This window comes from Allokutzneria albata (assembly GCF_900103775.1).
In the GTDB taxonomy this organism is placed as follows: Bacteria; Actinomycetota; Actinomycetes; order Mycobacteriales; family Pseudonocardiaceae; genus Allokutzneria; species Allokutzneria albata.
In genome coordinates this window covers 7,906,092-7,927,725 of record NZ_LT629701.1, presented here as the reverse complement: position 1 = coordinate 7,927,725, position 21,634 = coordinate 7,906,092, and the positions used below count along the sequence as shown (strand labels likewise).

Annotated in this window: 20 protein-coding genes; 12 read left to right on the top strand and 8 right to left on the bottom strand. The window is 71.0% G+C overall.

Annotation, left to right across the window (positions count from 1 at the left end):
- Positions 1–70: 70 nt before the first annotated feature.
- Positions 71–559 (top strand): YbaK/EbsC family protein, encoded by a 489-nt coding sequence (locus tag BLT28_RS36360; protein ID WP_030428652.1) that lies wholly within the window; start codon positions 71–73, stop codon positions 557–559.
- Complete coding sequence (locus BLT28_RS36355) at positions 556–1,149, top strand: GNAT family N-acetyltransferase (protein WP_030428653.1); 594 nt, start codon at positions 556–558, stop codon at positions 1,147–1,149. The genes BLT28_RS36360 and BLT28_RS36355 overlap by 4 nt, the downstream gene beginning before the upstream one ends.
- Here the strand turns inward: BLT28_RS36355 and BLT28_RS36350 are convergent.
- Positions 1,139–2,026: a PI-PLC domain-containing protein gene (locus BLT28_RS36350; RefSeq protein ID WP_052407115.1), complete on the bottom strand. Its 888-nt coding sequence runs from the start codon at positions 2,024–2,026 to the stop codon at positions 1,139–1,141. The two genes, BLT28_RS36355 and BLT28_RS36350, sit on opposite strands and share 11 nt — an antisense overlap.
- A gap of 66 nt (positions 2,027–2,092) precedes the next feature.
- A complete protein-coding gene (locus BLT28_RS36345; protein ID WP_030428655.1) occupies positions 2,093–3,775 on the bottom strand; it encodes a DUF885 domain-containing protein in 1,683 nt (560 codons plus the stop codon).
- Positions 3,776–3,940: 165 nt separating this feature from the next.
- Here BLT28_RS36345 and BLT28_RS36340 point away from each other — a divergent pair, with 165 nt between their 5' ends.
- On the top strand, positions 3,941–4,606 hold the full coding sequence (locus tag BLT28_RS36340; RefSeq protein WP_030428656.1) for a DUF3153 domain-containing protein: 666 nt from the start codon (positions 3,941–3,943) through the stop codon (positions 4,604–4,606).
- Here BLT28_RS36340 and metF read toward each other — a convergent pair.
- Positions 4,603–5,502, bottom strand: coding sequence for a methylenetetrahydrofolate reductase [NAD(P)H] (gene metF, locus BLT28_RS36335; RefSeq protein ID WP_030428657.1), 900 nt, complete (start codon positions 5,500–5,502; stop codon positions 4,603–4,605). The two genes, BLT28_RS36340 and metF, sit on opposite strands and share 4 nt — an antisense overlap.
- Before the next feature lie 190 nt (positions 5,503–5,692).
- Between metF and BLT28_RS36330 the strand changes: the two genes are divergently transcribed.
- Complete coding sequence (locus tag BLT28_RS36330) at positions 5,693–6,826, top strand: polyprenyl synthetase family protein (protein ID WP_231950537.1); 1,134 nt, start codon at positions 5,693–5,695, stop codon at positions 6,824–6,826.
- Positions 6,827–6,905: 79 nt separating this feature from the next.
- Positions 6,906–8,513: a polyprenol phosphomannose-dependent alpha 1,6 mannosyltransferase MptB gene (gene mptB, locus BLT28_RS36325; protein ID WP_169748563.1), complete on the top strand. Its 1,608-nt coding sequence runs from the start codon at positions 6,906–6,908 to the stop codon at positions 8,511–8,513.
- Between the two features lie 75 nt (positions 8,514–8,588).
- On the opposite strand, the gene BLT28_RS36320 is transcribed toward mptB, so the two are convergent.
- Positions 8,589–8,954 (bottom strand): Rv2175c family DNA-binding protein, encoded by a 366-nt coding sequence (locus tag BLT28_RS36320; RefSeq protein ID WP_030428660.1) that lies wholly within the window; start codon positions 8,952–8,954, stop codon positions 8,589–8,591.
- Between the two features lie 174 nt (positions 8,955–9,128).
- On the opposite strand from BLT28_RS36320, the gene BLT28_RS36315 reads away from it, so the two are divergent.
- Positions 9,129–11,102: a Stk1 family PASTA domain-containing Ser/Thr kinase gene (locus tag BLT28_RS36315; protein WP_081900195.1), complete on the top strand. Its 1,974-nt coding sequence runs from the start codon at positions 9,129–9,131 to the stop codon at positions 11,100–11,102.
- Between the two features lie 67 nt (positions 11,103–11,169).
- Here BLT28_RS36315 and BLT28_RS36310 read toward each other — a convergent pair whose 3' ends face one another.
- Positions 11,170–12,558, bottom strand: a complete 1,389-nt coding sequence (locus tag BLT28_RS36310) for a class II 3-deoxy-7-phosphoheptulonate synthase (RefSeq protein ID WP_030428662.1) — start codon at positions 12,556–12,558, stop codon at positions 11,170–11,172.
- A 137-nt stretch (positions 12,559–12,695) separates the two neighbouring features.
- Between BLT28_RS36310 and BLT28_RS36305 the strand changes: the two genes are divergently transcribed.
- The 3 genes from BLT28_RS36305 (at position 12,696) to BLT28_RS36295 (ending at position 17,490) form a co-directional block, all read left to right on the top strand.
- Positions 12,696–13,727, top strand: a complete 1,032-nt coding sequence (locus BLT28_RS36305; RefSeq protein WP_030428663.1) for a DUF2891 domain-containing protein — start codon at positions 12,696–12,698, stop codon at positions 13,725–13,727.
- Between the two features lie 86 nt (positions 13,728–13,813).
- On the top strand, positions 13,814–15,184 hold the full coding sequence (locus tag BLT28_RS36300) for a ferredoxin--NADP reductase domain-containing protein (protein ID WP_030428664.1): 1,371 nt from the start codon (positions 13,814–13,816) through the stop codon (positions 15,182–15,184).
- A gap of 59 nt (positions 15,185–15,243) precedes the next feature.
- A complete protein-coding gene (locus BLT28_RS36295; RefSeq protein ID WP_083383819.1) occupies positions 15,244–17,490 on the top strand; it encodes an NHL repeat-containing protein in 2,247 nt (748 codons plus the stop codon).
- Between the two features lie 50 nt (positions 17,491–17,540).
- Here BLT28_RS36295 and BLT28_RS36290 read toward each other — a convergent pair whose 3' ends face one another.
- From BLT28_RS36290 to BLT28_RS36280, 3 genes are all read right to left on the bottom strand, one after another.
- Complete coding sequence (locus tag BLT28_RS36290; protein WP_030428666.1) at positions 17,541–18,566, bottom strand: 6-phosphofructokinase; 1,026 nt, start codon at positions 18,564–18,566, stop codon at positions 17,541–17,543.
- 107 nt (positions 18,567–18,673) lie between these two features.
- The gene (locus tag BLT28_RS36285; RefSeq protein WP_030428667.1) at positions 18,674–19,162 is read right to left on the bottom strand and encodes a polyadenylate-specific 3'-exoribonuclease AS; all 489 of its coding nucleotides are present in this window, start codon (positions 19,160–19,162) and stop codon (positions 18,674–18,676) included.
- 21 nt (positions 19,163–19,183) lie between these two features.
- Positions 19,184–19,915, bottom strand: coding sequence for a lysophospholipid acyltransferase family protein (locus tag BLT28_RS36280; RefSeq protein WP_030428668.1), 732 nt, complete (start codon positions 19,913–19,915; stop codon positions 19,184–19,186).
- 188 nt (positions 19,916–20,103) lie between these two features.
- Here BLT28_RS36280 and BLT28_RS36275 point away from each other — a divergent pair, with 188 nt between their 5' ends.
- The 3 genes from BLT28_RS36275 to BLT28_RS42665 all read left to right on the top strand — a co-directional run bounded on the left by BLT28_RS36275 (position 20,104) and on the right by BLT28_RS42665 (position 21,631).
- Positions 20,104–20,874: an alpha/beta hydrolase gene (locus BLT28_RS36275; protein ID WP_030428669.1), complete on the top strand. Its 771-nt coding sequence runs from the start codon at positions 20,104–20,106 to the stop codon at positions 20,872–20,874.
- Entirely contained in the window at positions 20,871–21,308 is a 438-nt protein-coding gene (locus BLT28_RS36270; protein ID WP_030428670.1) for a hypothetical protein, read from the top strand. Before BLT28_RS36275 ends, BLT28_RS36270 begins: the two co-directional genes overlap by 4 nt.
- 197 nt (positions 21,309–21,505) lie before the next feature.
- Positions 21,506–21,631 (top strand): hypothetical protein, encoded by a 126-nt coding sequence (locus BLT28_RS42665; protein WP_269459617.1) that lies wholly within the window; start codon positions 21,506–21,508, stop codon positions 21,629–21,631.
- The last annotated feature ends 3 nt before the right edge of the window (positions 21,632–21,634 follow it).

The window sequence follows — 21,634 nt, the reverse complement described above, 5'->3', positions numbered from 1 at the left end:
CGCCGACCGCTCGCCACAGATCCGGGGGCGGGACGGGCTTCTCCGGCCCGGGCATGGTCTGATGGGCGGCGTGAGCTCACTGGACCACCCGGGCATCCACAAGGTCACCACGGCGCTCGCCGAGGCCGGATTCGACTCCGCCGCAACCGGTGTCCGCGTCCTGACCGACGCCGTCCGCACCGCCGCGCAGGCCGCCGCCGCGCTCGGCGTCGAGGTGGGGGCGATCGCGAACAGCCTGGTCTTCACCGCGGACGGGGCGCCGCTGCTGGTGCTCACCTCGGGCGCGCACCGGGCCGACACCGCGCTGCTCGCCGAACTGGCGGGGGTGGCCGAGGTGGGCAGGGCGACCCCCGACTTCGTCCGCGAGCACACCGGCCAGGCCATCGGCGGCGTCGCGCCGGTCGGCCACCCGGCGCCGATCCGCACGTTCGTGGACCGCGCACTGGCGGACCACCCGGAGATCTGGGCCGCGGCCGGTCACCCGAAGGCGGTCTTCCCCACCACCTTCACCGATCTGGTCGCTCTCACCGGCGGCACGCCCGTGGAGGTGACCCGGTGACCCTGGTGCCCCACCCGCAACAGCAACGGCTGATCGAGTTCACCGCCGCGGACCTGCGGCCCCGGCTGGACGAGGCGCTGGCGCTCTACGTCGCCGCCATGGACTACCCGCCGAACACCGTGCGCCAGCGGGCCCCGATGTGGCTGGCGCACATGATGCGCGAGGGCTGGCGCTGCGTCGTCGCGCTGGACGAGGACGAGGCGCTGGCCGGGATTTCCTACGGCTACCGTGGCGCGGTCGGCCAGTGGTGGCACGAGCAGGTGCGGCGTGGCCTGAACGCGCGGACGAACTCCGATCAGTCCTTTGTGGACGAATGGATGCGGGACTACTTCGAGCTGACCGAGCTGCACGTGCGGCCGGACGCGCAGGGCCGCGGCCTCGGCGAGGCGCTGCTGCGGCGGCTGGCCAGCATGGTCGACTCGGAGCGGGTGCTGCTGTCCACCCCGGAAGGCCCGACCCGCGCGTGGAAGCTCTACCGGCGCCTCGGCTTCCAGGACGTGCTGCGGCACTACCAGTTCACCGGTGACCCGCGGCCGTTCGCCGTGCTCGGCCGCAGGCTGCCGATCGAGGAGAACCCGGTCAGCGGTTGAGGTCGGCGACCACACTGGCGGGGCGCGTGCCCGACGTGGGTTGCTCGTAGAAGTCGACGGAGACGAAGTTCGGTTTGCGCCCCGCCGCCGGGGTGCACGTGTCCCGCACGCGCTTCGCGAGCTTGTCCCCGTTGTCCGAGCGAGCAGCGAAATCCATTGGCACGTCTCGGAAGTGGTTCATCACGAACAGCCGCTTGAAGTTCGGCTCCTGCTTGTTCAGCGGCACGTCCGACCACCGGCTGACGCATTCCAGCTTGTCGCCGAGCGGTCCGAGGCTCCAGTAGTTCTCGACCGTGTAGTCCTTGCCGTGGAAGACACCCATCGACTCGCGACCGGGAGCACTGGAGAGCATCAGCAGCCGCTTGTTCCGGGCCACCATGTCGCTCAGCTTCGGCCACCCCTGCTCGCGCACCTTCCAGGCGTCAGGCCGGAAGATCAGATCGTTGAGCCCGGGAACGCTGTTGAGCGCGCTGGCCAGCGCTGACGCGTCCGCGTAGTCCTCCAGCAACAGCGTGACGACCTCGCCGCGGTTCTCGTTGAGGAAGTCGACGACCGTCCGCAGCGATCCGGCGAACGTCTGCCGCGGAGTGCCGTAGTGCAGTCCCGGCACCGGGCCGCACTCGCGTCCTTCGTTGTGGCACAGGTGCACTTCGTTGCCGTACATGTGCAGGTCGAGCATCAGCCCGCGCACGCCGTCGGTGAGCTGCTTGCGCAGGCTCTGCCCCTGGTTCGGCGGCCACCACTTCGCGTCACCGGTGCTGACGTGCGCGTTGTGCGAGGTCAGGTAGGTCAGATCGGCGAGTGTCCGCTCCGCCTGGACCGGTGCCGGGAGCACCGTGAGGACGGCGGCCAGGATCACGCGCAGTGCTGCGGACATGCACCCTCCTTGATGCGAAACAGCTTCACATCAAGGAGGGTGTCCGCGACACCGCCGAAAGGCGGTTCAGCCGATCATCTGCTCGCGGAGCAGGTCGAGGCCCATCGCACCGGCGCGCAACGCCTTGGTGTGGAAGGACTTCTGGTCGAACGCCGCGCCCTGCCGCGCCCTGGCCTCCTCGCGGGCGGCCAGCCACAGCCGCTCGCCGAGCTTGTAGGACGGGGCCTGACCGGGCCAGCCCAGGTAGCGGTCGATCTCGTCCCGCACGTGCGTGGGGTCGGTGATCGTGCGGGTGAGCATGAACTCCAGCCCCAGGTCCGGGGTCCACCGCTCGCCCTCGTGGAAGCCGGTCCCCTTAGGGATCTCCAGCTCCAGGTGCATGCCGATGTCCACCACCACGCGCGCCGCGCGGAACAGGTGCGCGTCCAGCATGCCCAGCAGGTCGCCGTCGTCGTCGAGGTAGCCCAGCTCGCGCATCAGCCGCTCCGAGTAGAGCGCCCAGCCCTCGCCGTAGCCGGAGACCCAGCACATCAGCCGCTGGAAGCGGTTCAGCTCGGCCGCCTGGTGCACCGCGGTGGCGATCTGCAGGTGATGCCCGGGGACGCCCTCGTGGTAGACGGTGGTGACCTCGCGCCAGGTGGAGAACTCCTCGCGGTCGGCGGGCACCGACCACCACATCCGCCCGGGCCGGCTGAAGTCGTCGGTCGGGCCCGTGTAGTACGCGCCCACCCCGCCGCCGGGCGGAGCGATCTTGCACTCCAGCCGCATCAGCGGCTCCGGGATGTCGAAGTGGGTGTCGCGCAGCTCGACGAGCGCGTTGTCGGACAGCCGCTGCATCCACGCGGCGAGCGCGTCCTGGCCGTGCACCCGGTAGCGCGGGTCGGCGTCGAGCGCAGCCGCCGCCTCGGCGAGCGTGGCCCCGGGGCGGATGCGGTTGGCGACCTGCTTCATCTCCGCCTCGATGCGGGAGAACTCCGCCCAGCCCCACTCGTACGCCTCGTGCAGGTCCAGCTTGGCGCCGGTGTAGTAGCGCGATTCGAGGCGGTAGCGGTCCTCGCCGACCGCGTCGCGCTCGGGCGCCCTCGGCGCCAGGTCCTCGCGGAGGAAGCGGGCGAAGTCGCCGTACGCGGCGGCCGCGGCGTCGGCGGCGGCCCGCAGGTCGGAGCGCAGCCCGTCGCTGACGCCGTCGACCTCGTCCGCCGCGGCGATCATGCTCGCGAAGAACGACTTGCCACCGCGGCGGCCCGCCCAGGTCTCGCACTGCTCGGCGACGCCGGTGACCTGGCGGAGCGCCGAGACGTCACCCTTGTCCGCCGAGTGCAGCAGCGAGGCCCGCATGCCGGCGAGCGCGTCCGGGGTCTTGGCCAGCCTGGTGGCGATCACCGCCCAGTCCTCGGCGGTGGCCGTCGGCATCAGGTCGAAGACCTGGCGCAGGTCCTGGGGCGGACTGGAGATGACGTTCAGCGAGGCCGTCGAGAGCCCGGCCTCGTGGCGTTCCACGTCCAGGCCGACACGCTCCTGGAAGACCGCCTTCGCCAGCCGTTCGGCGTCCGTGCCCGGCTCCGTCGCACCGATCTCCCGCAGCGCCCGCGCGGCCAGGTCGGCCCGCGCGCGGTGCCCTTCCGGGGAGTAGTCGGTCAGGTCCTGGTCGTGCCCGGAGACTCCGAGGTACGTCGCCGCGATGGGATCGAGCGCGGCATAGTCACCGACGAAAGCGTCGCTGATCTGGTTGATCACGCTGGCTGGCATGACCGGCACGCTACCCGACCGCCGCCGCGCTCGACCTCGCCGTGAGAGCGATCCATCCGCCGAAGGTTCCACGGTCTTCACATACCGCGCACCCCCGGCCCGACCTCGGCCGCAGAGTCCTCGATGAGGGTGTTGTGCGGCCCGGGTCGCTGGCACGATGTGCCGGTGCCGCCCCGACCCCGCAGTCGCGCCGTTGCGCTGGTGGCGCTGCTCGGGGTGCTGCTGCTCAGCGGTTGCGTGCGGGCGCGGATGACCATCGCGGTGGCCGAGGACGACCGGGTCACCGGCGACCTGCAGGTGCTGGCCGCCCCGCAGCGGGAGGGCGACGCCGGGCCGCAGCTGGTGGTGCCGGCCGGGCTCACCGGGCGGGCGCGGGTCACCAAGGCCACCGCGGCGGACGGCTTCACCGGCTCCCTGCTGACCTTCACCGGGCTCACCTTCGAGGAGCTGCGGCTGCTGGCGGCGACCGCGACCGGCGACAGCGGCAAGTACCGGTTCAGCCTGCGCCGCTCCGGCGGCCTGGTGACGCTGTCCGGATCGGTGGACCTGACCCAGCTCGCCCCCGACCGCACCGACGTGCAGATCAAGGTCAACTTCCCCGGCAAGGTCGGCAGCGGCAACGGCAGGGCGCGGGGCAACGAGATCACCTGGTCGCCGCGGCCGGGCCAGGTCACCGAGCTGACCGCGGTGGCCCGCTACGCCGACGTCACCTCGGAGGCGTGGGTGCGCTGGGCGCTCATCGTGGGCGCGGCGACCGGCCTCGCGGCGGTGATCGTGATGGCGATGGCCTACGTCAGCCACCGCAGGCAGCTGCGGTCGGCGCCCGCCTAGCCGCGGGCGCGGGCGGGCAGCAGGCCGAGCCGGTCGAGCACCTGCACGGTCGAGTTCGACCGGTTCATCGTGTAGAAGTGCAGCTGCTTCAGCCCCTCGGCGAGCAGCCGCTCCGCCAGCTCGGTGGCGATGTCCACGCCGACCGCGCGCACGGACTCCAGGTTGCCCGCGTACGGCTCGACCCTGGCGATGACCTCCGGCGGGATCTCGGTGTTGGCCATCTCGGCCATCTTCTGGATGCCCTTGACCGAGCGGATCGGCATCAGCCCCGGCAGCAGCGGGACCTCGTCCAGGTCGATGCCGCGCGCGGCGATCCGGTCCCGCAGCCGCAGGAAGTCCTCGACGCGGAAGAACATCTGCGACACCGCGTAGTGCGCGCCCGCGCGCAGCTTGCGCACGAAGAACTCGGCGTCGGTGTCCAGGTCCGCCGAGCGCGGGTGGCCGAACGGGTAGGCCGCGACACCGACGCAGAAGTCACCGAGGCCGCGGATGAGCCGGACCAGCTCCTCCGCGTAGGTCAGGCCCTGCGGGTGCTTGACCCACTCGCCGTTGGGGTCACCGGGCGGGTCGCCGCGCAGCGCGAGGATGTTGCGCACGCCGACGGAGGCGTAGGAGCCGATGACGTTGCGCAGCTCGGCCACCGAGTGGTTGACCGCGGTCAGGTGCGCGACCGGAGTCAGCGTGGTCTCCTGGGCGATGCGCCCGGTCACCCGGATCGTGCGGTCGCGGCTGGAGCCGCCCGCGCCGTAGGTCACCGAGACGAACGCGGGGTCCAGGGGCTCCAGCTCCCTGATGGCGCGCCAGAGCTGGCGCTCGGCCTCGGCGTCCTTCGGCGGGAAGAACTCAACCGAGAACACCGGACGATCACTGCGAAGCCGGTCAACCACCGCCGTCATGCGTCAAGGTTACTCGCGGTGCCCGCCAGTCGGACGCGGAGTTCCACTAACTGGAAGAAGGTACAAATCGGCCGCCGCGAGTGTGAGGTCTCTCGTGCCGGGGACATCTCTTGTGTGTTTCCCGTTCACTGGGGTAGTGAGGTCCACCCCGGATTGGCCACCGCCCACCACTAGGCAGAGGATGTCCTCCGTGCTTGAACAGCAGGTAGATCGGCACCCTCTCGAGCTGAAGACCGGGGTCGACGTCGACGCGACGCTCACCGCGCACGTGGAGCACGAACTCCGGGTGTACCTGGGACGGCAGCGCGCGGCGGCGGCCAGCATCGACGAGGCGTTCGCCAGCGCGGTGGGCGCTCTGTCCGACTTCGTCGTCTCCGGGGGCAAGCGCATCCGGCCCACCTTCGCCTGGTGGGGCTGGCGGGCGGCGGGCGGGGACCCGGACGACCTGGACACGGTGGTGCCGGTGCTGCGCGCGGTCAGCGCCCTGGAGCTGATCCAGGCGTGCGCCCTGGTGCAGGACGACCTGATGGACGACTCCGACATGCGCCGGGGCCTGCCGACTGTGCACGTCGCCTTCGGCGCCAAGCACCGCGAGCAGGGCTGGTCGGGCAGCGCGGAGCGGTTCGGGCTCTCCGCCGCCCTGCTGCTCGGCGACCTGGCGCTGGTCTGGGCCGACGACATGGTGCGCACGTCGGGTCTCGGCCTGGAAGCGCTCGCGCGGACGAACGAGGCGTGGCACGGCATGCGCACCGAGGTGCTCGCCGGGCAGTACCTCGACGTGCTCGCGCAGGCCAGGGCCGCGACCGACCTGCACAGCGCCGAGCAGGTCAGCCGCTACAAGACGGCCGCGTACACGGTGGACCGGCCGCTGCACTTCGGCGCGGCGCTGGCCGGGGCGGACCAGGAGCTGGTCGCGGCGCTGCGGTGCTACGGCGCGGACGTCGGCATCGCCTTCCAGCTGCGCGACGACCTGCTCGGGGTGTTCGGCGACCCCGCGGTCACCGGCAAGCCCGCCGGGGACGACCTGCGCGAGGGCAAGCGGACGCCGCTGGTGGCCTACGGGCTGGACCTGGCGCACCGGGCCGGGGAGACCGGGTCGGCCGAGCTGATCGAGAGCGCGCTGGGCGTGCCGGAGCTGGACGGCGGGCTGCTGGAGCGGGTGCGCGCCACGCTGATCAGGCTGGGCGCGGTGCGCGCGGTGGAGGAGCGGATCAACCGGCTGACCACCTCCGGCCTGGCCGCCCTCGACTCGGTGACGATCGACTCGGTCGCCGTCACCCGGCTGCGTGAACTGGCGCTGGAAGTGACCCACCGCAGCTACTGACGGTCGCGGTAGCCCCGAGGCGAGGCGTTGCGTACAAGCGCTCCCAGGGGCTATGGGACCATGGCCAGCGATGTCCACCATGTCCTCTCCGCCCATCACCGGCCCCGGCGACGAGCCGGGGTCGAGCGAGCCCGGGGGGCGCACCCGGGTCGCCGAGCGGCCAGACGAGCGCGCGCACCCGGGTCCGGTCGCCGACGCTTCCGGGCCTGCGGCCTCCGGGACCTCCCGGACGGCAACGGCGACCGGGATTCCCAGTCGCACCATCCTGCTCGGTGTCATCGGAGCCTGCCTGGCGGCGCTCGGGGCACTCGGGGCGGGCGGCACCCTGGTCAGGGACCCGATCCTGTCCGGGACCTCACTGACCTGGATCCGTTTCGGGCACGGCAAGAACCTGGCCGAACTGGTGGTCTACCTCGGCGTCGGCCTGCTGGTCTGGGCCTGGGTCCGGCTCGGCAGGCACGTGCGGGCGGGCCGGGTCGGCCGCCGCGGCGTGCTGCTGGCGATCACCGCCTGGTGCGTGCCGGTCATGCTCGGCCCGCCGCTGTTCACCAGGGACGTCTACAGCTACCTCGGCCAGGGCCTGCTGCCCCTGGAGGGGCTGGACACCTACGCGCTCGGCCCGGCCGCGCTGGACGGGCCGATCGCCGAGAACGTGGCGTGGATCTGGCAGACCACCCCGGCCCCGTACGGGCCGCTGTTCATCCTGATCGCCAAGGGCGTCGTGGCCATCAGCGGGCACAACATGATCGCCGGCGTGCTGCTGATGCGCCTCGCGCTGATCGGCGGCATGGTGATGCTCTGCTGGGCGCTGCCGAGGCTGGCGGAGCGGCTGGGCGGCAACCCGTCGGTCGCGCTGTGGATCGGTGCGGCCAACCCGCTCGTGGTGGTGCACCTGGTCGGCGGGCCGCACAACGACCTGCTGATGATCGGCCTGATCGCCGTCGGCACCCTGCTGGTGATGCGCAGGCAGCACGTGCTGGGCATCGTGCTGGTCACCCTGGGCTCGGCCATCAAGATCCAGGCCGTCGTCGTGCTGCCGTTCCTGGTGTGGATCTGGGCCCGGCACCTCAAGGGCTCGGAGATGACCCGCTTCGTGCGCGCCGCGGGCACCGGGGTGGGAGTGTTCCTGCCCGTCTTCGCCGCCTGCCAGCTGGTCGCGAACGTCAGCCTCGGCTGGATCCCCGCGCTGGGGGCGAACTCCGTGGTGGTCAACTGGACCTCGCTGCCGACCGGCGCGGGCCAGATCGCGCACGGCATCGCGAGCTGGTTCTACAACCCCAGCCACAGCCTCTACTACACCACCGCGCGCACCCTGGGCATGGCGCTGCTCGGCTACATCGCGCTGCGGCAGTGGTGGCTCGCCCGCGACGGCGACGAGCACAACGTGATCCGGCGCGCCGCGCTGGTGATGCTGGCCATGTCGCTGCTGCTGCAGACCACCTTCCCCTGGTACTTCACGCTGGCGCTGGCGCTGGCCGCGGTGCTCCCGCTGTCCCAGTGGGCCTCGACGGTGATCATCTTCGGTTCGGTGTTCCAGCTGGCGATCACCTATCCGGACGGTGACGCGGCGAGCAACAACTACCCGCACGTCGCGGTGCTGATCCTGCTGTCGCTGCTGGCCGCCGCGTCGCTGCTGCGGCACGACCCGCTGGAGCTGTCCAGGCGGAGCAAGGGCGCGCACGTCTGAGCCCGGGAAAACCCGAACGGCGCCGCCCCTCCCGTGGGGGCGGCGCCGTTTGTCGTCGGTCGGCGGGATCGGTTGCTAGAAGGCCAGTGCCTGCGCTCGGCGCTTCACCTCGCGGCTGCGGTCGCCGCGCAGCGCGTCGATCGGCGTTCCCGGAAGGGAGTCGTCGGCGGTGAACAACCAGCGCAGGATCTCCTCTGTGTCGTATCCGGCGTCGCGGAGCACGGTCACCGTGCCCGCGAGGTGCTTGACCACGCCGGTCTCGGTGAGGAAGGCGGCGGGAACGGCGCGGATGCCGTCGCGGCGCACCGCGAGCAGCTGACCGTCCCTGAGCATCTGGTGCACTCGGGTCACCGGCTGGCCCAGCCGCTCCGCGACATCGGGCAGGGGCAGGACTTCCACCTCGGCGTCGAGCACATCCGGGGAGGTAGGGATCTGACTCACAGCGGTTCAGCCTGCCACAACGCGCAAGAGCCTGCCGCCAGGAACACGAGGTCGGCGCGCACGGTGACATGCTCGATCCGCAAGCGGATCACCCGTCTAACATCGGGCGTTGTGGAATCGAGGGGTGCCGAACTGAGCGGGACGCTGCTGGAGCGGCGGTACCGCATCGACACCATGATCGCGCGCGGAGGCATGTCCTCGGTCTACCTGGGCCTGGACACCCGGCTGGAGCGTCCCGTCGCGATCAAGGTGATGGACTCCCGGCTGTCCGGGGACCGGTCCTTCCTCGACCGCCTGGAGCGGGAGGCGCGCACCGCCGCCCGGCTGCACCACCCGAGCGTGGTGGGCGTCTACGACCAGGGCGTCGACCACCGCGAGGACGGTGAGCTCGCGTACCTGGTGATGGAGTACATCGAGGGCGGGACGCTGCGCGACGTGCTGCACGAACGCGGTGAGCTGCCGATCCCGCTTGCGCTGAGCGTCCTGGAGCCGATCCTGGCCGCGCTCGCCGCCGCGCACGAGGCCGCGCTGGTGCACCGCGACATCAAGCCGGAGAACGTGCTCATCGGCCGCGGCGGCACCGTCAAGGTGGGCGATTTCGGCCTGGTGAAGGCGATCGCGGGCGCGGGCACCACCAGTGACAGCGTCATCCTCGGCACGGTCGCCTACCTCGCGCCGGAGCAGGTCGCCACCGGCGCCGCGGACGCGCGCAGCGACGTCTACTCGGCCGGCCTGGTGCTCTTCGAGATGCTGACCGGCACCCCGCCCTACACCGGCGACACCGCGTTGTCGGTCGCCTACCGGCACGTGAACAACGACGTGCCCGCGCCGAGCACCCTGCGCCAGGGCATCCCCGCCGAACTCGACGAGCTGGTCGTGCGGGCGACCCGGCGCGATCCGTCCGTGCGGCCCGCCGACGCGACGGCGTTCCTCAACGAGCTCCGCCGGGTCCGCACCTCGCTGGGCATCCACCCGGTCCCGATCCCCGTGCCGCCGAGCAAGGTCGCGGCCAAGCTGCCGTCCTACAAGCCCGCACGCGATGACGACCCTCCGACGGAGCAGATCACCGCGATCAGGGACTACACAGATGGTCCGACCGTGGTGAAACCACGGGTGCCCACCAGCGCCGGGCCGATGGGCACGCGGACGATGAACCGTTCCGACCTGCCCGCGATGGCCCAGCGGCAACCCGCGGGCGATCCGGCTCCGGAGGACGCCGCGCCGCGGCCCAGCAAGCGCGACCGGGAACGGGCGCGGGGCAGGCGCCTCGCGCTGATCTGGTCGGTGGTGATCACCGTGCTGGTGGCCGGGGTCGGTGGCACGGCCTGGTGGCTGGCCTCCGGACGCTTCGCGGAGGTGCCGCAGCTGATCGGGCAGAGCCTGACCAAGGCGCAGGAACGGCTGCGCGCGGTCGACCTGGTGGCCAAGGTGGTGCACGAGCCGCACGACGAGGTACCGATCGACGAGGTGATCCGCTCGGACCCGCAGAGCGGTTCGAAGGTGCTGCGCGGCAACGAGGTCGCGCTCGTGGTCTCCACCGGCCTGCCGGAGGTGCCGCAGGTGGTGGCGGGCGCCAGCCTCGCCGACGCGGAACGGGCGATCAAGGAGGCGAAGCTCCAGCCCGCGCGCAACGCCTCCGCCGACGACTACAGCGCCGAGGTGCCGGAGGGCATGGTGCTCAAGCTCGTCCCCGGTCCCGGGACGAAGCTGAAGGTGGGTGCCGCGGTCACCGTCGCGCTGTCCAAGGGCAGGCCGCCCGTGCCGGTGCCGTCGATCGCCGGGATGACGAAGGAGGCGGCCTACGCGGAGCTGCGCAGGCTGGGCTTCGAACCGGAGGACGGCGGCCAGGACTTCAGCGCCGAGTACGAGGCGGGCAGGGTGGCCAAGACCGACCCGCCCGCGGGGACGAAGCTGGACCCGAAATCCAGCAGGCGGGTCAAGGTGATGCTGTCCAACGCGGTCACCGTGCCCAACGTCACCAACCAGCGGGCCAAGGACGCGGCGAAGGCGCTGCGGGAGAAGGGACTGGACGTGGAGATCCAGCACCTGATCCCCGGCCGCGACGACGGAACCGTGATCAACCAGTCCGCTTCCCCCGGCACCCGGGTCCGCCCCGGCACCAAGATCGTCCTGACCTGTCTCTTCTAGCGGGGTACCCGAAGACGCACCGGCCCCTGACCGTCCGATGTGGATGGTCAGGGGCCGGTGGCTCGGGTCAGGAGCGGAGCATCTCGGCGACGAGGAAGGCCAGCTCCAGCGACTGCTGGGTGTTCAGCCTCGGGTCGCAGGCCGTCTCGTAGCGGCCGGCGAGGTCGACGTCGGAGATCTCCTGGGCGCCGCCGAGGCACTCGGTGACGTCCTCACCGGTCAGCTCGATGTGGATGCCGCCGGGGTGGGTGCCCAGCGCGCGGTGCACCTCGAAGAAGCCCTGCACCTCGTCCACGATCCGGTCGAAGTGCCGGGTCTTGTAGCCCGTGCTGGCCTCGTGGGTGTTGCCGTGCATCGGGTCGCACTGCCAGATGACCTGGTGGCCGGAGGCGGTGACCTTCTCGATGATCGCGGGCAGCACGTCGCGGACCTTGCCGTTGCCCATCCGGCTGATCAGCGTCAGCCTGCCGGGCTCGTTGCGCGGGTCGAGCCGCTCCACGTACTCTACGGCCTGCTCGGGCGTGGTGGTCGGACCGATCTTCAATCCGATCGGGTTGGCCAGCAGCTCGGCGAAGGCGATGTGCGCGCCGTCGAGCTGGCGGGTCCGCTCCCCGATCCACAGGAAGTGCGCGGAGAGGTTGTACAGCTTCGGCTGCGGGCCGCTCTGCTCCAGCCGCAGCATGGCCCGCTCGTAGTCCAGCACCAGCGCCTCGTGGCTGGCGTAGATCTCCACGGTGTGCAGCGGGTAGGCGTCCACTCCGCAGGCGGACATGAAGCGCATGCCGCGGTCGATCTCGGTGGCCAGGGCCTCGTAGCGCTCACCGGCGGGCGAGGTGCGGACGAAGTCCTTGTTCCAGTCGTGCACACGGCGGAGGTCGGCGACGCCGGAGCTGGTCAGCGCGCGCAGCAGGTTCATCGCCGCGCTGGCGTTGGCGTAGGCGCGGACCATCCGGGAGGGGTCGTTGACCCGGGCCTCCGGGGTGGCCACGATCGAGTTGATCATGTCACCGCGGTAGGACGGCAGGCCGAGCGAGTCGGTGGCCGAGGAGCGCGGCTTGGCGTACTGGCCGGCGATCCGGCCGACCTTCACCACCGGCATGCTCGCGCCGTAGGTCAGCACGACCGACATCTGCAGCAGGGCGCGCATGTTCGCCCTGATGTGGGGTTCGGTGTTGTCGACGAAGGTCTCCGCGCAGTCCCCGCCCTGGAGCAGGAACGCCCGGCCCCGCGCCACCTCGGCCAGCCGCTCGCGGAGGCGGTCGACCTCGGCGGGAACGGTGATCGGGGGGACGCTCTCCAGCACGGTCCGCACGTTGCGGGCCTGTTCGGGGTTCGGCCACTCGGGCTGCTGAGCGGCGGGACGCGACAAGGCGTCATCGAGCCGAGCACGCAACTCCGGCGGCAACGGGGGCAGCTCGGGCAGCGTGTCGACCGGCACATCCACGGTCCAGTTCACTCGGCAAGCCTACGGCGTGACCGCTATCTCCTGGCTATCGGCACGGCGATTCCACCAGCTGGGAAGGGGTGAAAGGCGTTCGCGTGCGGCCGATCGGGCGCTGTGGCGGTGCGCGGAGGGAGGCAGGATGGCTGTCCATGGCCTCCCGACTGGACGACGACACCGCCGCCAGGCTGCTCTCGGTGGCGCTGGAGAACGTGCTGCGCGACCACCCGGTGCACTGGACGCACCTGATCTCCTCCGACGAGGAGCTGGTCCCGCAGAGCGTGGTGCACCCGGTGTTCGCCCGGAGCTACGACTGGCACTCGTGCGTGCACCAGACGTGGTTGATCGTGCGGCTGCTGCGGACGCGACCGACCTTGGCCGAGGCGGTGCGGGCGGCCGACGTGCTCGACACCCTGCTGACCGTCGAGGGCTGCGAGACGGAGGCGGAGTTCTTCCGCGGGCCGCACGGTGGGTACTGGGAGCGCCCCTACGGCTGGGCGTGGCTGTTCGTGCTGGACGCCGAACTGCGGCTGTGGGCTTCGCAGCTCGGCGGTGAGCGCGCGGGGACATGGGCCGACGCGTTGCGCCCGCTGACGGAAGTCCTGCGCACGCGGTGGCTGGAGTGGACGGCTAAGGCAAGGTGGCCGGTGCGCAGCGGCGTGCACTCCAACACCGCGTTCGCCGCGGGCCTGGTGCTGGACTCCGCGCAGGCAGTCGGGGACACCGAACTCGTCGACACGACCACGGCGGCGGTATTGCGTTGGTACGGCTCGGACGCGGGCTACGGCGGCTTCGAGCCGAACGCGTCGGACTTCCTCTCCCCCGCGCTGACCGAGATCGACGTGATGCGACGGGTACTGCCCGCTCCCGCGTTCCTGGACTGGCTGTCCGCTTTCCTCCCCGACCTCGAAGCGCCGCGGTGGAGCGTGCTGCGCGAGCCGGTGCCGGTGGACGACCCGTCCGATCCGCACGGCTCGCACATCTCCGGCCTGATGCTGTCCAGGGCCGCCGCGTGGCGCTCGCTGGCCGCCGCTTTGCCTGCCGGGCACCCCTACCGCGCGATCGCGGAGGACTCGGCGCGGACGCACGCGGAGGACGGCTGGCGCTACGTGTTCGGCTACGGCTACGCCGCCGACCACTGGCTCGGCACGTTCGCCGCCTACCTCGACATCGGGGCGCTATGAGCAGACACACACGTCCGTAGTACTTAGGCAAGGCTAACCTTGGGTACGTGAGTGTGCACAAGCGCCGTCCGCTGCGGGTCGCTGTCGTGGGTGCCGGTCCGGCCGGTATCTACGCGGCCGACATCCTGACGAAGTCCGAAGATCTGCTTGCAGGGTCAAGCATTTTCTCCGACACCCCGGTCAGCATCGACCTGTTCGAGCGGCTGCCCGCGCCCTACGGCCTGATCAGGTACGGGGTCGCACCGGACCACCCACGGATCAAGCAGATCGTGCACGCGTTGCAGCGGGTGCTGGAGAAGCCGCAGATCCGCCTGCTGGGCAACGTGCACTACGGGCTGGACATCACGTTGGAGGACCTGCGCAGGCACTACGACGCGGTCATCTTCTCCACGGGCGCGTCCAAGGACAGGGACCTGGAGATCCCGGGCATCCGCCTGCCCGGCAGCTACGGCGCCGCGGACTTCGTGTCCTGGTACGACGGCCACCCGGACGTGCCGCGCGAGTGGCCGTTGACCGCGCGCAGCGTCGCGGTGCTCGGCGTCGGCAACGTGGCGCTGGACGTCGCGCGCATCCTCGCCAAGCCCGCCGACGAGCTGCTGTCCACGGAGATCCCCGACAACGTCTACCGCGGCCTCGCCGCCAGTCAGGTCACCGACGTGCACGTCTTCGGCAGGCGTGGACCGGCGCAGGCGAAGTTCACGCCGCTGGAGCTGCGCGAGCTGGACCACTCGCCCAGCGTCGAGGTGCTGGTGTACCCGGAGGACATCGAGTTCGACGACGGCAGCATGACCGCGATCCACTCCAGCAACCAGGTGCGCCAGGTCGTGAAGACCTTGCAGGACTGGGCGATCCGCGATCCCGGGAACCGTCCGCGGCGACTGCACCTGCACTTCCTGCACCGGCCGGTTGAAGTGCTGGGCGAGGGCGGAGTGACGGGGCTGCGCACCGAGCGGATGGAGCTGGACGGCAACGGCGGCGCGCGCGGCACGGGCGTGTTCCACGACTGGGACGTGCAGGCGGTGTACCGCGCGGTCGGCTACCTGGGCTCGCACCTGGCGGATCTGCCGTTCGACCACTCCTCCGGCACGGTGCCGCACGACGCGGGCCGGGTCCTCGGGCAGGACGGCCAGCAGGTGCCCGGTTGCTACGTCACCGGCTGGATCAAGCGCGGCCCGGTGGGGTTGATCGGGCACACCAAGGGCGACGCGCTGGAGACGGTCGGCAGCCTGCTCTCCGACCTGCCGACGCTGCGCGAGGCCACCGAACCGGACCCGGCCGCGATCCTGGACCTGCTGGAGCGCAGGGACATCCGCTACACCACGCACGAAGGCTGGAACCGGCTGGACGTGCACGAGCTGCGGCTCGGCGACGAGCGCGGGCGGGAGCGGATCAAGGTGGTCTCGCGCGAGGAGATGCTGGCGATCTCCCGCGACGAACTCATCCCCGTGCAGCCCTAAGAGGCAGCACAAGGAGCAAACGCTTCTCCGCGCGGCCGCGGGCTCCGAGACTCTCGGCCATGTGGAAACGTCTGTTGCTGGCGGCGATGCTCGTCGTGCCCGGTGCGACAGCGGCGGCCGAGCCCCCGCTGTCGCACCGCACGTCGTGGCTCGCGGAAACCCTGTCCGCCGAGGACGCCGCGTACATCCACCCGACGGACCAGAAGTGGCCCGGCTACGGCAGAAAATGGGTGCAGGTAAGGGTCGCGGGGCTCTTCGTCGACCCTCAGGCCACGGATGGCCTGGCGTACACCAACTCCGTCTACGACGAGTACTCGCGGGAGAAGGGCGTCTACCGCTTCGGTGACGGGGCCATCGCGCGGCCGGTCGCCCAGCTCTACCCGCAGGGCTCCGGCGGAACTGTCGTCACCGGGGACGAGAAGTACTTCTACGCCGACCACACCCGCTGGGGCGAACGATTGCCGGACGGCAGCCTGAAGAACCTCGGCCAGGTGCTGACCCGGTTCCAGCGCGGCATGACTCCGCACAAGAACCCTTGGTACGGCGACACGATCCCAATGGCGGACTTCCCCGGCGGCGACCCGGTCGCGTCGGGCTGGACGGCCGGGCGCAACCTCACCGGGGTGCCCGGCGGGCTGGCGGCGGGGCTCGGGTTCGTCTTCGTGGCCCGCCCGTCGGAGAACCTGATCTACGTCTACGAGCGCGAGAAGATGGCGCTCGTCGCGAAGCACCCCGCGCGCAACCCGGGCGCGTTGACCTTCCGGCACGCCACGAACAGCCTGTTCGCCTTGTCCGACAACGCATCCGGCAAGCGCGAGGTGCGGGAGTGGAAGGTGCAGCCGAGCGGCGCGGTGACCGCGGGGGCCACCATCGCCGACGTGGGCGCGACGCCGGTGGCGCTGGCCGCGAACGCGAACCGCCTCCTGATCGCCGACAACCACGTTGCGGCACAACAGGTTCGGATCCACTCCGAGACCAACCAGCTGATCGGGAAGCTGGGTCAGCCGGGCGGAGTGTTGGCGCACAAGGGAATCTACGGCGACGACCGCTTCGACAACCTGACCGGTGTCGGGATCGACCAGGCGGGCAACATCACCGTGGCGGCCAACGGGCGCGGCACCTACGGCTGGCTGGACATCCGCCGCTTCAACGTCAATCGCGTGCTGGACAGCAAGGTCGTCAACCACGTGTTCCTGGACGCCGGGGTGCCGGACCCGCGCGACCCGTCACAGGTGTACACGGCTTTCAACAAGTACTCGCTGAACTACGCGGCCACCCAGCCCGGCCAGGAGTGGTTGCCGAACCGCACGCAGCTGACCGTGAACCGCGCGACCTGCCCGCACGACGGCCGGAGCCCGCATCCCACCACCGGCGCGACCACGCAGACCCAGGCGGTCGCGGTGCGGTACCTGAAGGACTCAACCGGGGTGGAGCGCAAGTACCTGTTCGTCCGGCCGCAGGGCCAGGCGTACACGAACCTGGGAATCTACCGGTTCGAGGGCGATGACGTGCGGCCGTCCGTGTTGTTCTCCGAGGGTGCCAAGCCGTGGCCGGACGGCACCCCGGCAACTCCCGGGCTCCGGCAGAAGTGGGTCGACTCCAACGCCGACTGCCGCATCAACCCCGGTGAGATCACCAACATGGCCCACGAGCGGGACTGGATCTCCTACGCCCAGTCGATCGACTTGAAGGGCGGGGTCTGGGGCACCGGTGTCAACCCCAAGTACGTGCACCACTTCCCGCTGAAGTCCTTCGACGCCGCGCACAACCCGCAGTACGGCAGCGCGGAGAACATCCTGTTGGCCGACGCGCCGATGGACAAGATCCTCATGGTCCAGTACGTCGACGCGACCGACACGATGTACCTGTACGGCTATCGGGGAGAGCCCGCCGGGCCCACCGCATCGCCGCGCTACATCCTCGCGAAGTACGACGACTTCAGCACGCCGCAGCGGAAGCTGAGCCGGTCGATCGACATGAACTACAAGCGGTGCTGGTACCCCGACTGGAAGATCGACCCCTGTGCACCGCTCGGCCTCGCGGTGGCCGGGAACCGGGTCTACGTCGCGGACTCCGCTCCGGCCGAGGGCGAGCCGGAGGGCCGCGTGCGGACCTACAGCGCGGACACCCTCACCTACCGCGGTTCCCTCTCCGCCGGTCCCGAGGTCGGGCGCCGCGCGGGCTGGCTGGACGTGGCCGTCACCGGCATCACCGCGGCCGTGCTGCCCAACGGGGAGCACGTGGTCTTCCGCGAGGAGGACGCCCTGACCCGCGTCCTGATCTACCGCTACACCCCGACCGGCTGAGCAGGTGCGTCCCGCCCCTCCGCGGCCGGAGGGGCGGGACCACGGGGAGATCAGCCGAAGAAGACCTCGGCCTCGGCGTAGCGCTCCGCCGGGACGGTCTTCAGCTCGGCGGTCGCCTCGGACAGCTTCACGCGGACGATGTCCGTGCCGCGCAGCGCGACCATCACGCCGAAGTCGCCGTCGTTGACCGCGTCCACCGCGTGCAGGCCGAAGCGCGTGGCCAGGACGCGGTCGTAGGCGGTCGGGGTGCCACCGCGCTGGGTGTGGCCGAGCACGACGGCGCGGGACTCCTTGCCGGTGCGCGCCGCGATCTCGTCGGCCAGCCAGGTGCCGATGCCGCCGAGCCGGACGTGGCCGAACGCGTCCTTCTCGCCGCTGACCAGGACCTCGGCCCCGTCCTCCGGCATGGCGCCCTCGGCGACGACGATGATCGGGGCGTACTCGCGCTCGAAGCGGCGCTGCACCCACTCAACGACCTTGTCGACGCTGAACTTCTTCTCCGGCACCAGGATCACGTTCGCGCCGCCCGCGAGGCCGGAGTGCAGCGCGATCCAGCCCGCGTGCCTGCCCATGACCTCGACGACCAGCGCGCGGTGGTGGGACTCGGCGGTGGTGCGCAGCCGGTCGATGGACTCGGTCGCGATGTGCACCGCGGTGTCGAAGCCGAAGGTGTAGTCCGTCGCGCCGAGGTCGTTGTCGATCGTCTTCGGCACGCCGACAACGCCGATGCCGTCGTCGGTGAGCTTCTTGGCCACCCCGAGGGTGTCCTCGCCGCCGATCGCGATCAGCGCGTCGACCTGCTGCTCGGCCAGGGTCCTGCGGATCGCCTCGACGCCGCCGTCGACCTTGTACGGGTTGGTGCGGGAGGACCCCAGGATGGTGCCGCCCCTGGTCAGGATGTCCTCGACCTGGTCGAGCCCGAGCGGGCGGGTGTGCCCCTCGATCGGGCCCTTCCAGCCGTTGCGGAAGCCGACGAACTCGTGGCCGTAGACCTCGACGCCCTTGCGGACGACCGCGCGGATGACCGCGTTGAGGCCGGGGCAGTCCCCGCCACCAGTGAGCACGCCGATGCGCATTTTCATCGCCTCCTCGCTGCGCCGGATGCGCGCAGAGTGTGACCGTCGTCGCGCTCAGCCTGTCAGTAGCTGGATCGGTGCAGCAAGGCGGGTCCCAGTTGCCGGGTTCAGCCCCGTCGCCAGAGCGGTTCCATGATCTTCCAGCGGACCAGGTTATGCCGGGCGTCGGCCAGCGCGGAGTGCGCGTCGGCGGGCGGTGGGGTGAGCCGGGGGCGCTTGAGGTCCTCCCAGCGCTGCCGGAGGTCCTTGGTGTAGCGCGGGATCTCCCTGGGCAGCGCGGGCATCGCGCCCCACAGCTGCGCGAGCGCGACGTGGTCGTACGCGGCGAACCACGCCCACAGCTCGATGTCCTCACCGGGCGCGTTGAGGAAGTCCAGGAGGTCGTCGCGGATCTGCTTGCGGCTGCGCCACGCCGGGTCGGACGGCGGCGGGAGCTTGTCGAGGACGTTCTGCCGCACCCACAGCCCGGCCCGGTCCGGGTCGAACTCCGTGGACACCGCGTAGAACTCGCGGCCGGTCTCGTCGACGACACCGATCGACACCAGGTCGATGGTCACGCCGTCCTCGATGAACTCCGTATCGTAGAAGAACCGCACCGGGGCAACTCTAGAGTTCGCTCAGCCCGCCTTGGTCCCCGGCACCCGGTCGGCCGCCTCCGGCCGGCGCCGGCGCGGCGGGACGGCGTCCTTGACCTTGGCGGCGTAGACGTCGACGTACTCCTGGCCGGACATCTCCATCAGCGCGTACATGATCTCGTCGGTGACCGAGCGCTCGACGAAGCGGTCGCCGCCGAGGCCGTCGTAGCGGCTGAAGTCCAGCGGCTCGCCGATCACGATGCGGATGCGGTGCGGGCGCCACATCTTCGACCCGATCGGGTTGGCCTTGTCGGTGCCGACCATGACCACCGGGATGACCGGGACCCCGGCCTCCATGGCCATCCGGGCCACGCCGATCTTGCCCTTGTAGAGGCGCCCGTCCGGGGAACGCGTGCCCTCGGGGTAGATGCCGAGCAGGTGGCCCTCGCGCAGCAGCCGCACGCCGGTGTCCAGCGCGTCCTGCGCCGCCGCGGCGCTGGCCCGGTCGATCGGCACCTGGCCGACCCCGCTGAAGAAGGCCTTCTTGAACCGGCCCTTGATCCCCTTGCCGGTGAAGTACTCGCGCTTCGCCAGGAAGGTCACCCGGCGCGGGACCATCAGCGGCAGGAAGAACGAGTCGGCGACCGCGAGGTGGTTGCTCGCGAGAATCGCGCCGCCCTTGCGCGGCACGTTCTCCAACCCCTCGATGGTCGGCCGGAAGAACAACCGCAGCAGCGGTCCCAGAAAGACGTACTTCATCAGCCAGTAGAGCACTGCGAAGACCGCCTCCTCCCTGCCCTCAGCCTGACGCGCCAGCCTACGGAGCGTTCCTTACCGAACACAACGCGGAACACCCAACCACAGTGCCCTACTCGATGAGATCTGCCGCACCGTCGGTGTCGCGTGGGACTATGGAGGACGGCGAATCGCCTCTGACCTTGGCGATCGACAGGGAGGTCGGCGTGCCCGTGCTCACCGGTGCGGAACCCTTCGCCCACGAGGGCTCCGACGACATCGGCGTGCTGCTCTGCCACGGTTTCACCGGAACGCCGCAGAGCATGCGGCCGTGGGCGGAGCACCTGGCCGCCGAGGGGTTCTCGGTGCGCTGCCCGCTGCTGCCGGGGCACGGGACGCGGTGGCAGGACATGAACCGCACCCGCTGGCAGCACTGGTACGACCGGGTGGACACCGGCTTCGGGCTGCTGTCCGCGCGCTGCCGCTCCACCTTCGTCTTCGGCCAGTCGATGGGCGGGGCGCTGGCGCTGCGGCTGGCGCAGCGGCACGGTCCGGAGGTGGCCGGGCTGGTCCTGGTCAACCCGTCGGTCACCACCCTCAAGCGCGGCGCGCGGCTGCTGCCGCTGCTGGCCAAGGTGGTGCCGTCGATCCCCGGCGTCGCCAACGACATCGCCAAGCCCGGTGTGCGTGAGCTCGCCTACGACCGGACCCCGCTGCGCGCGGCGGCCAGCCTCCAGCAGCTCTGGGGCGTGGTGCGGGCCGACCTCGGCCGGGTGCGCCAGCCGCTGCTGCTGTTGCGCTCCGCCGTCGACCACGTCGTCGAGCCGGTCAGCTCGCGGATCGTGCTGGACGGGGTGGCCAGCGAGGACAAGACCGAGGTGGTGCTCGCGGACAGCTTCCACGTCGCCACCCTCGACAACGACGCACCGACGATCTTCGCGGCGAGCGTGGAGTTCGCCCGCCGCGTGCACGAGGCCAGAGTGGGTGAGGCTGCTTGAGCAAGAAGGCCGAGGAGACCGGCGGTCCCGAGGACGTCGACGCCGCGTTCGCCGCGATCGTGGCCGGCCTGCAGCGGGAGGGGGTCTCCGGCGACTGGCCGGACGGCGAGCGGGAGGAGCGCAAGGCCGAGAAGCAGGCGGAGAAGGCCGACGCGCCCGAGCCCGAGCCGGAGCCCGGCGCTCACCCGGGCGACCACTTCGTCCCGCCGGACCCGCCGCCGCTGCCCCCGCTGCGCCCGGCGACACTCGGCGCGCTCGCCCTGTTCTGCCTCGGCGCGCTGCTGTTGATCGCGCCCAACGTGCTCGGCCTCGCCGCGAGCACGGGCACCCCGCTCGCCCTGCTGGCGATCAGCTGCGGCATCGGCTGGCTGGTGCTGCGGATGCGCAAGGGACCCCCGCCGGACTCCGGCTGGGACGATGGTGCACAGGTCTAGACCATCACGCAGAGTGGTCTAGACCACACGCTGAATCCGCCGTCGGGCTGAGAGCCGGATCACCTCCGCTCAGCTAACTCGGTGAGATCGAGCACGAAAGCGATTTTCCGCTTGTAACAACGATTCAGTGCTGCCGTAACGTGGTCGCGGGCACCGGGGCACAACCCCGGGACCCCGCGCACCGAAGGGAGTGACTCATGGATCAGTTGCAGGCCTTCGTGCTCGTGCGTGCGCTGACTCAGGCCGCCGAACAGCGGTCCGAGCGGCGCACGCACCACTCCGTGAAGCCCCGTCGCCGGTTGCTCCGCCGTCGCAACCGCTAGGAC

Excerpts from the sequence above, each read along its gene's own strand:
- BLT28_RS36350 (WP_052407115.1), bottom strand. The coding sequence starts at position 2,026 with ATGTCCGCAGCACTGCGCGTGATCCTGGCCGCCGTCCTCACGGTGCTC.
- BLT28_RS36345 (WP_030428655.1), bottom strand. The coding sequence starts at position 3,775 with ATGCCAGCCAGCGTGATCAACCAGATCAGCGACGCTTTCGTCGGTGAC.
- metF (WP_030428657.1), bottom strand. The coding sequence starts at position 5,502 with ATGACGGCGGTGGTTGACCGGCTTCGCAGTGATCGTCCGGTGTTCTCG.
- mptB (WP_169748563.1), top strand. The coding sequence starts at position 6,906 with ATGTCCTCTCCGCCCATCACCGGCCCCGGCGACGAGCCGGGGTCGAGC.
- BLT28_RS36315 (WP_081900195.1), top strand. The coding sequence starts at position 9,129 with ATGATCGCGCGCGGAGGCATGTCCTCGGTCTACCTGGGCCTGGACACC.
- BLT28_RS36305 (WP_030428663.1), top strand. The coding sequence starts at position 12,696 with ATGGCCTCCCGACTGGACGACGACACCGCCGCCAGGCTGCTCTCGGTG.
- BLT28_RS36295 (WP_083383819.1), top strand. The coding sequence starts at position 15,244 with ATGTGGAAACGTCTGTTGCTGGCGGCGATGCTCGTCGTGCCCGGTGCG.
- BLT28_RS36290 (WP_030428666.1), bottom strand. The coding sequence starts at position 18,566 with ATGCGCATCGGCGTGCTCACTGGTGGCGGGGACTGCCCCGGCCTCAAC.
- BLT28_RS42665 (WP_269459617.1), top strand. The coding sequence starts at position 21,506 with ATGGATCAGTTGCAGGCCTTCGTGCTCGTGCGTGCGCTGACTCAGGCC.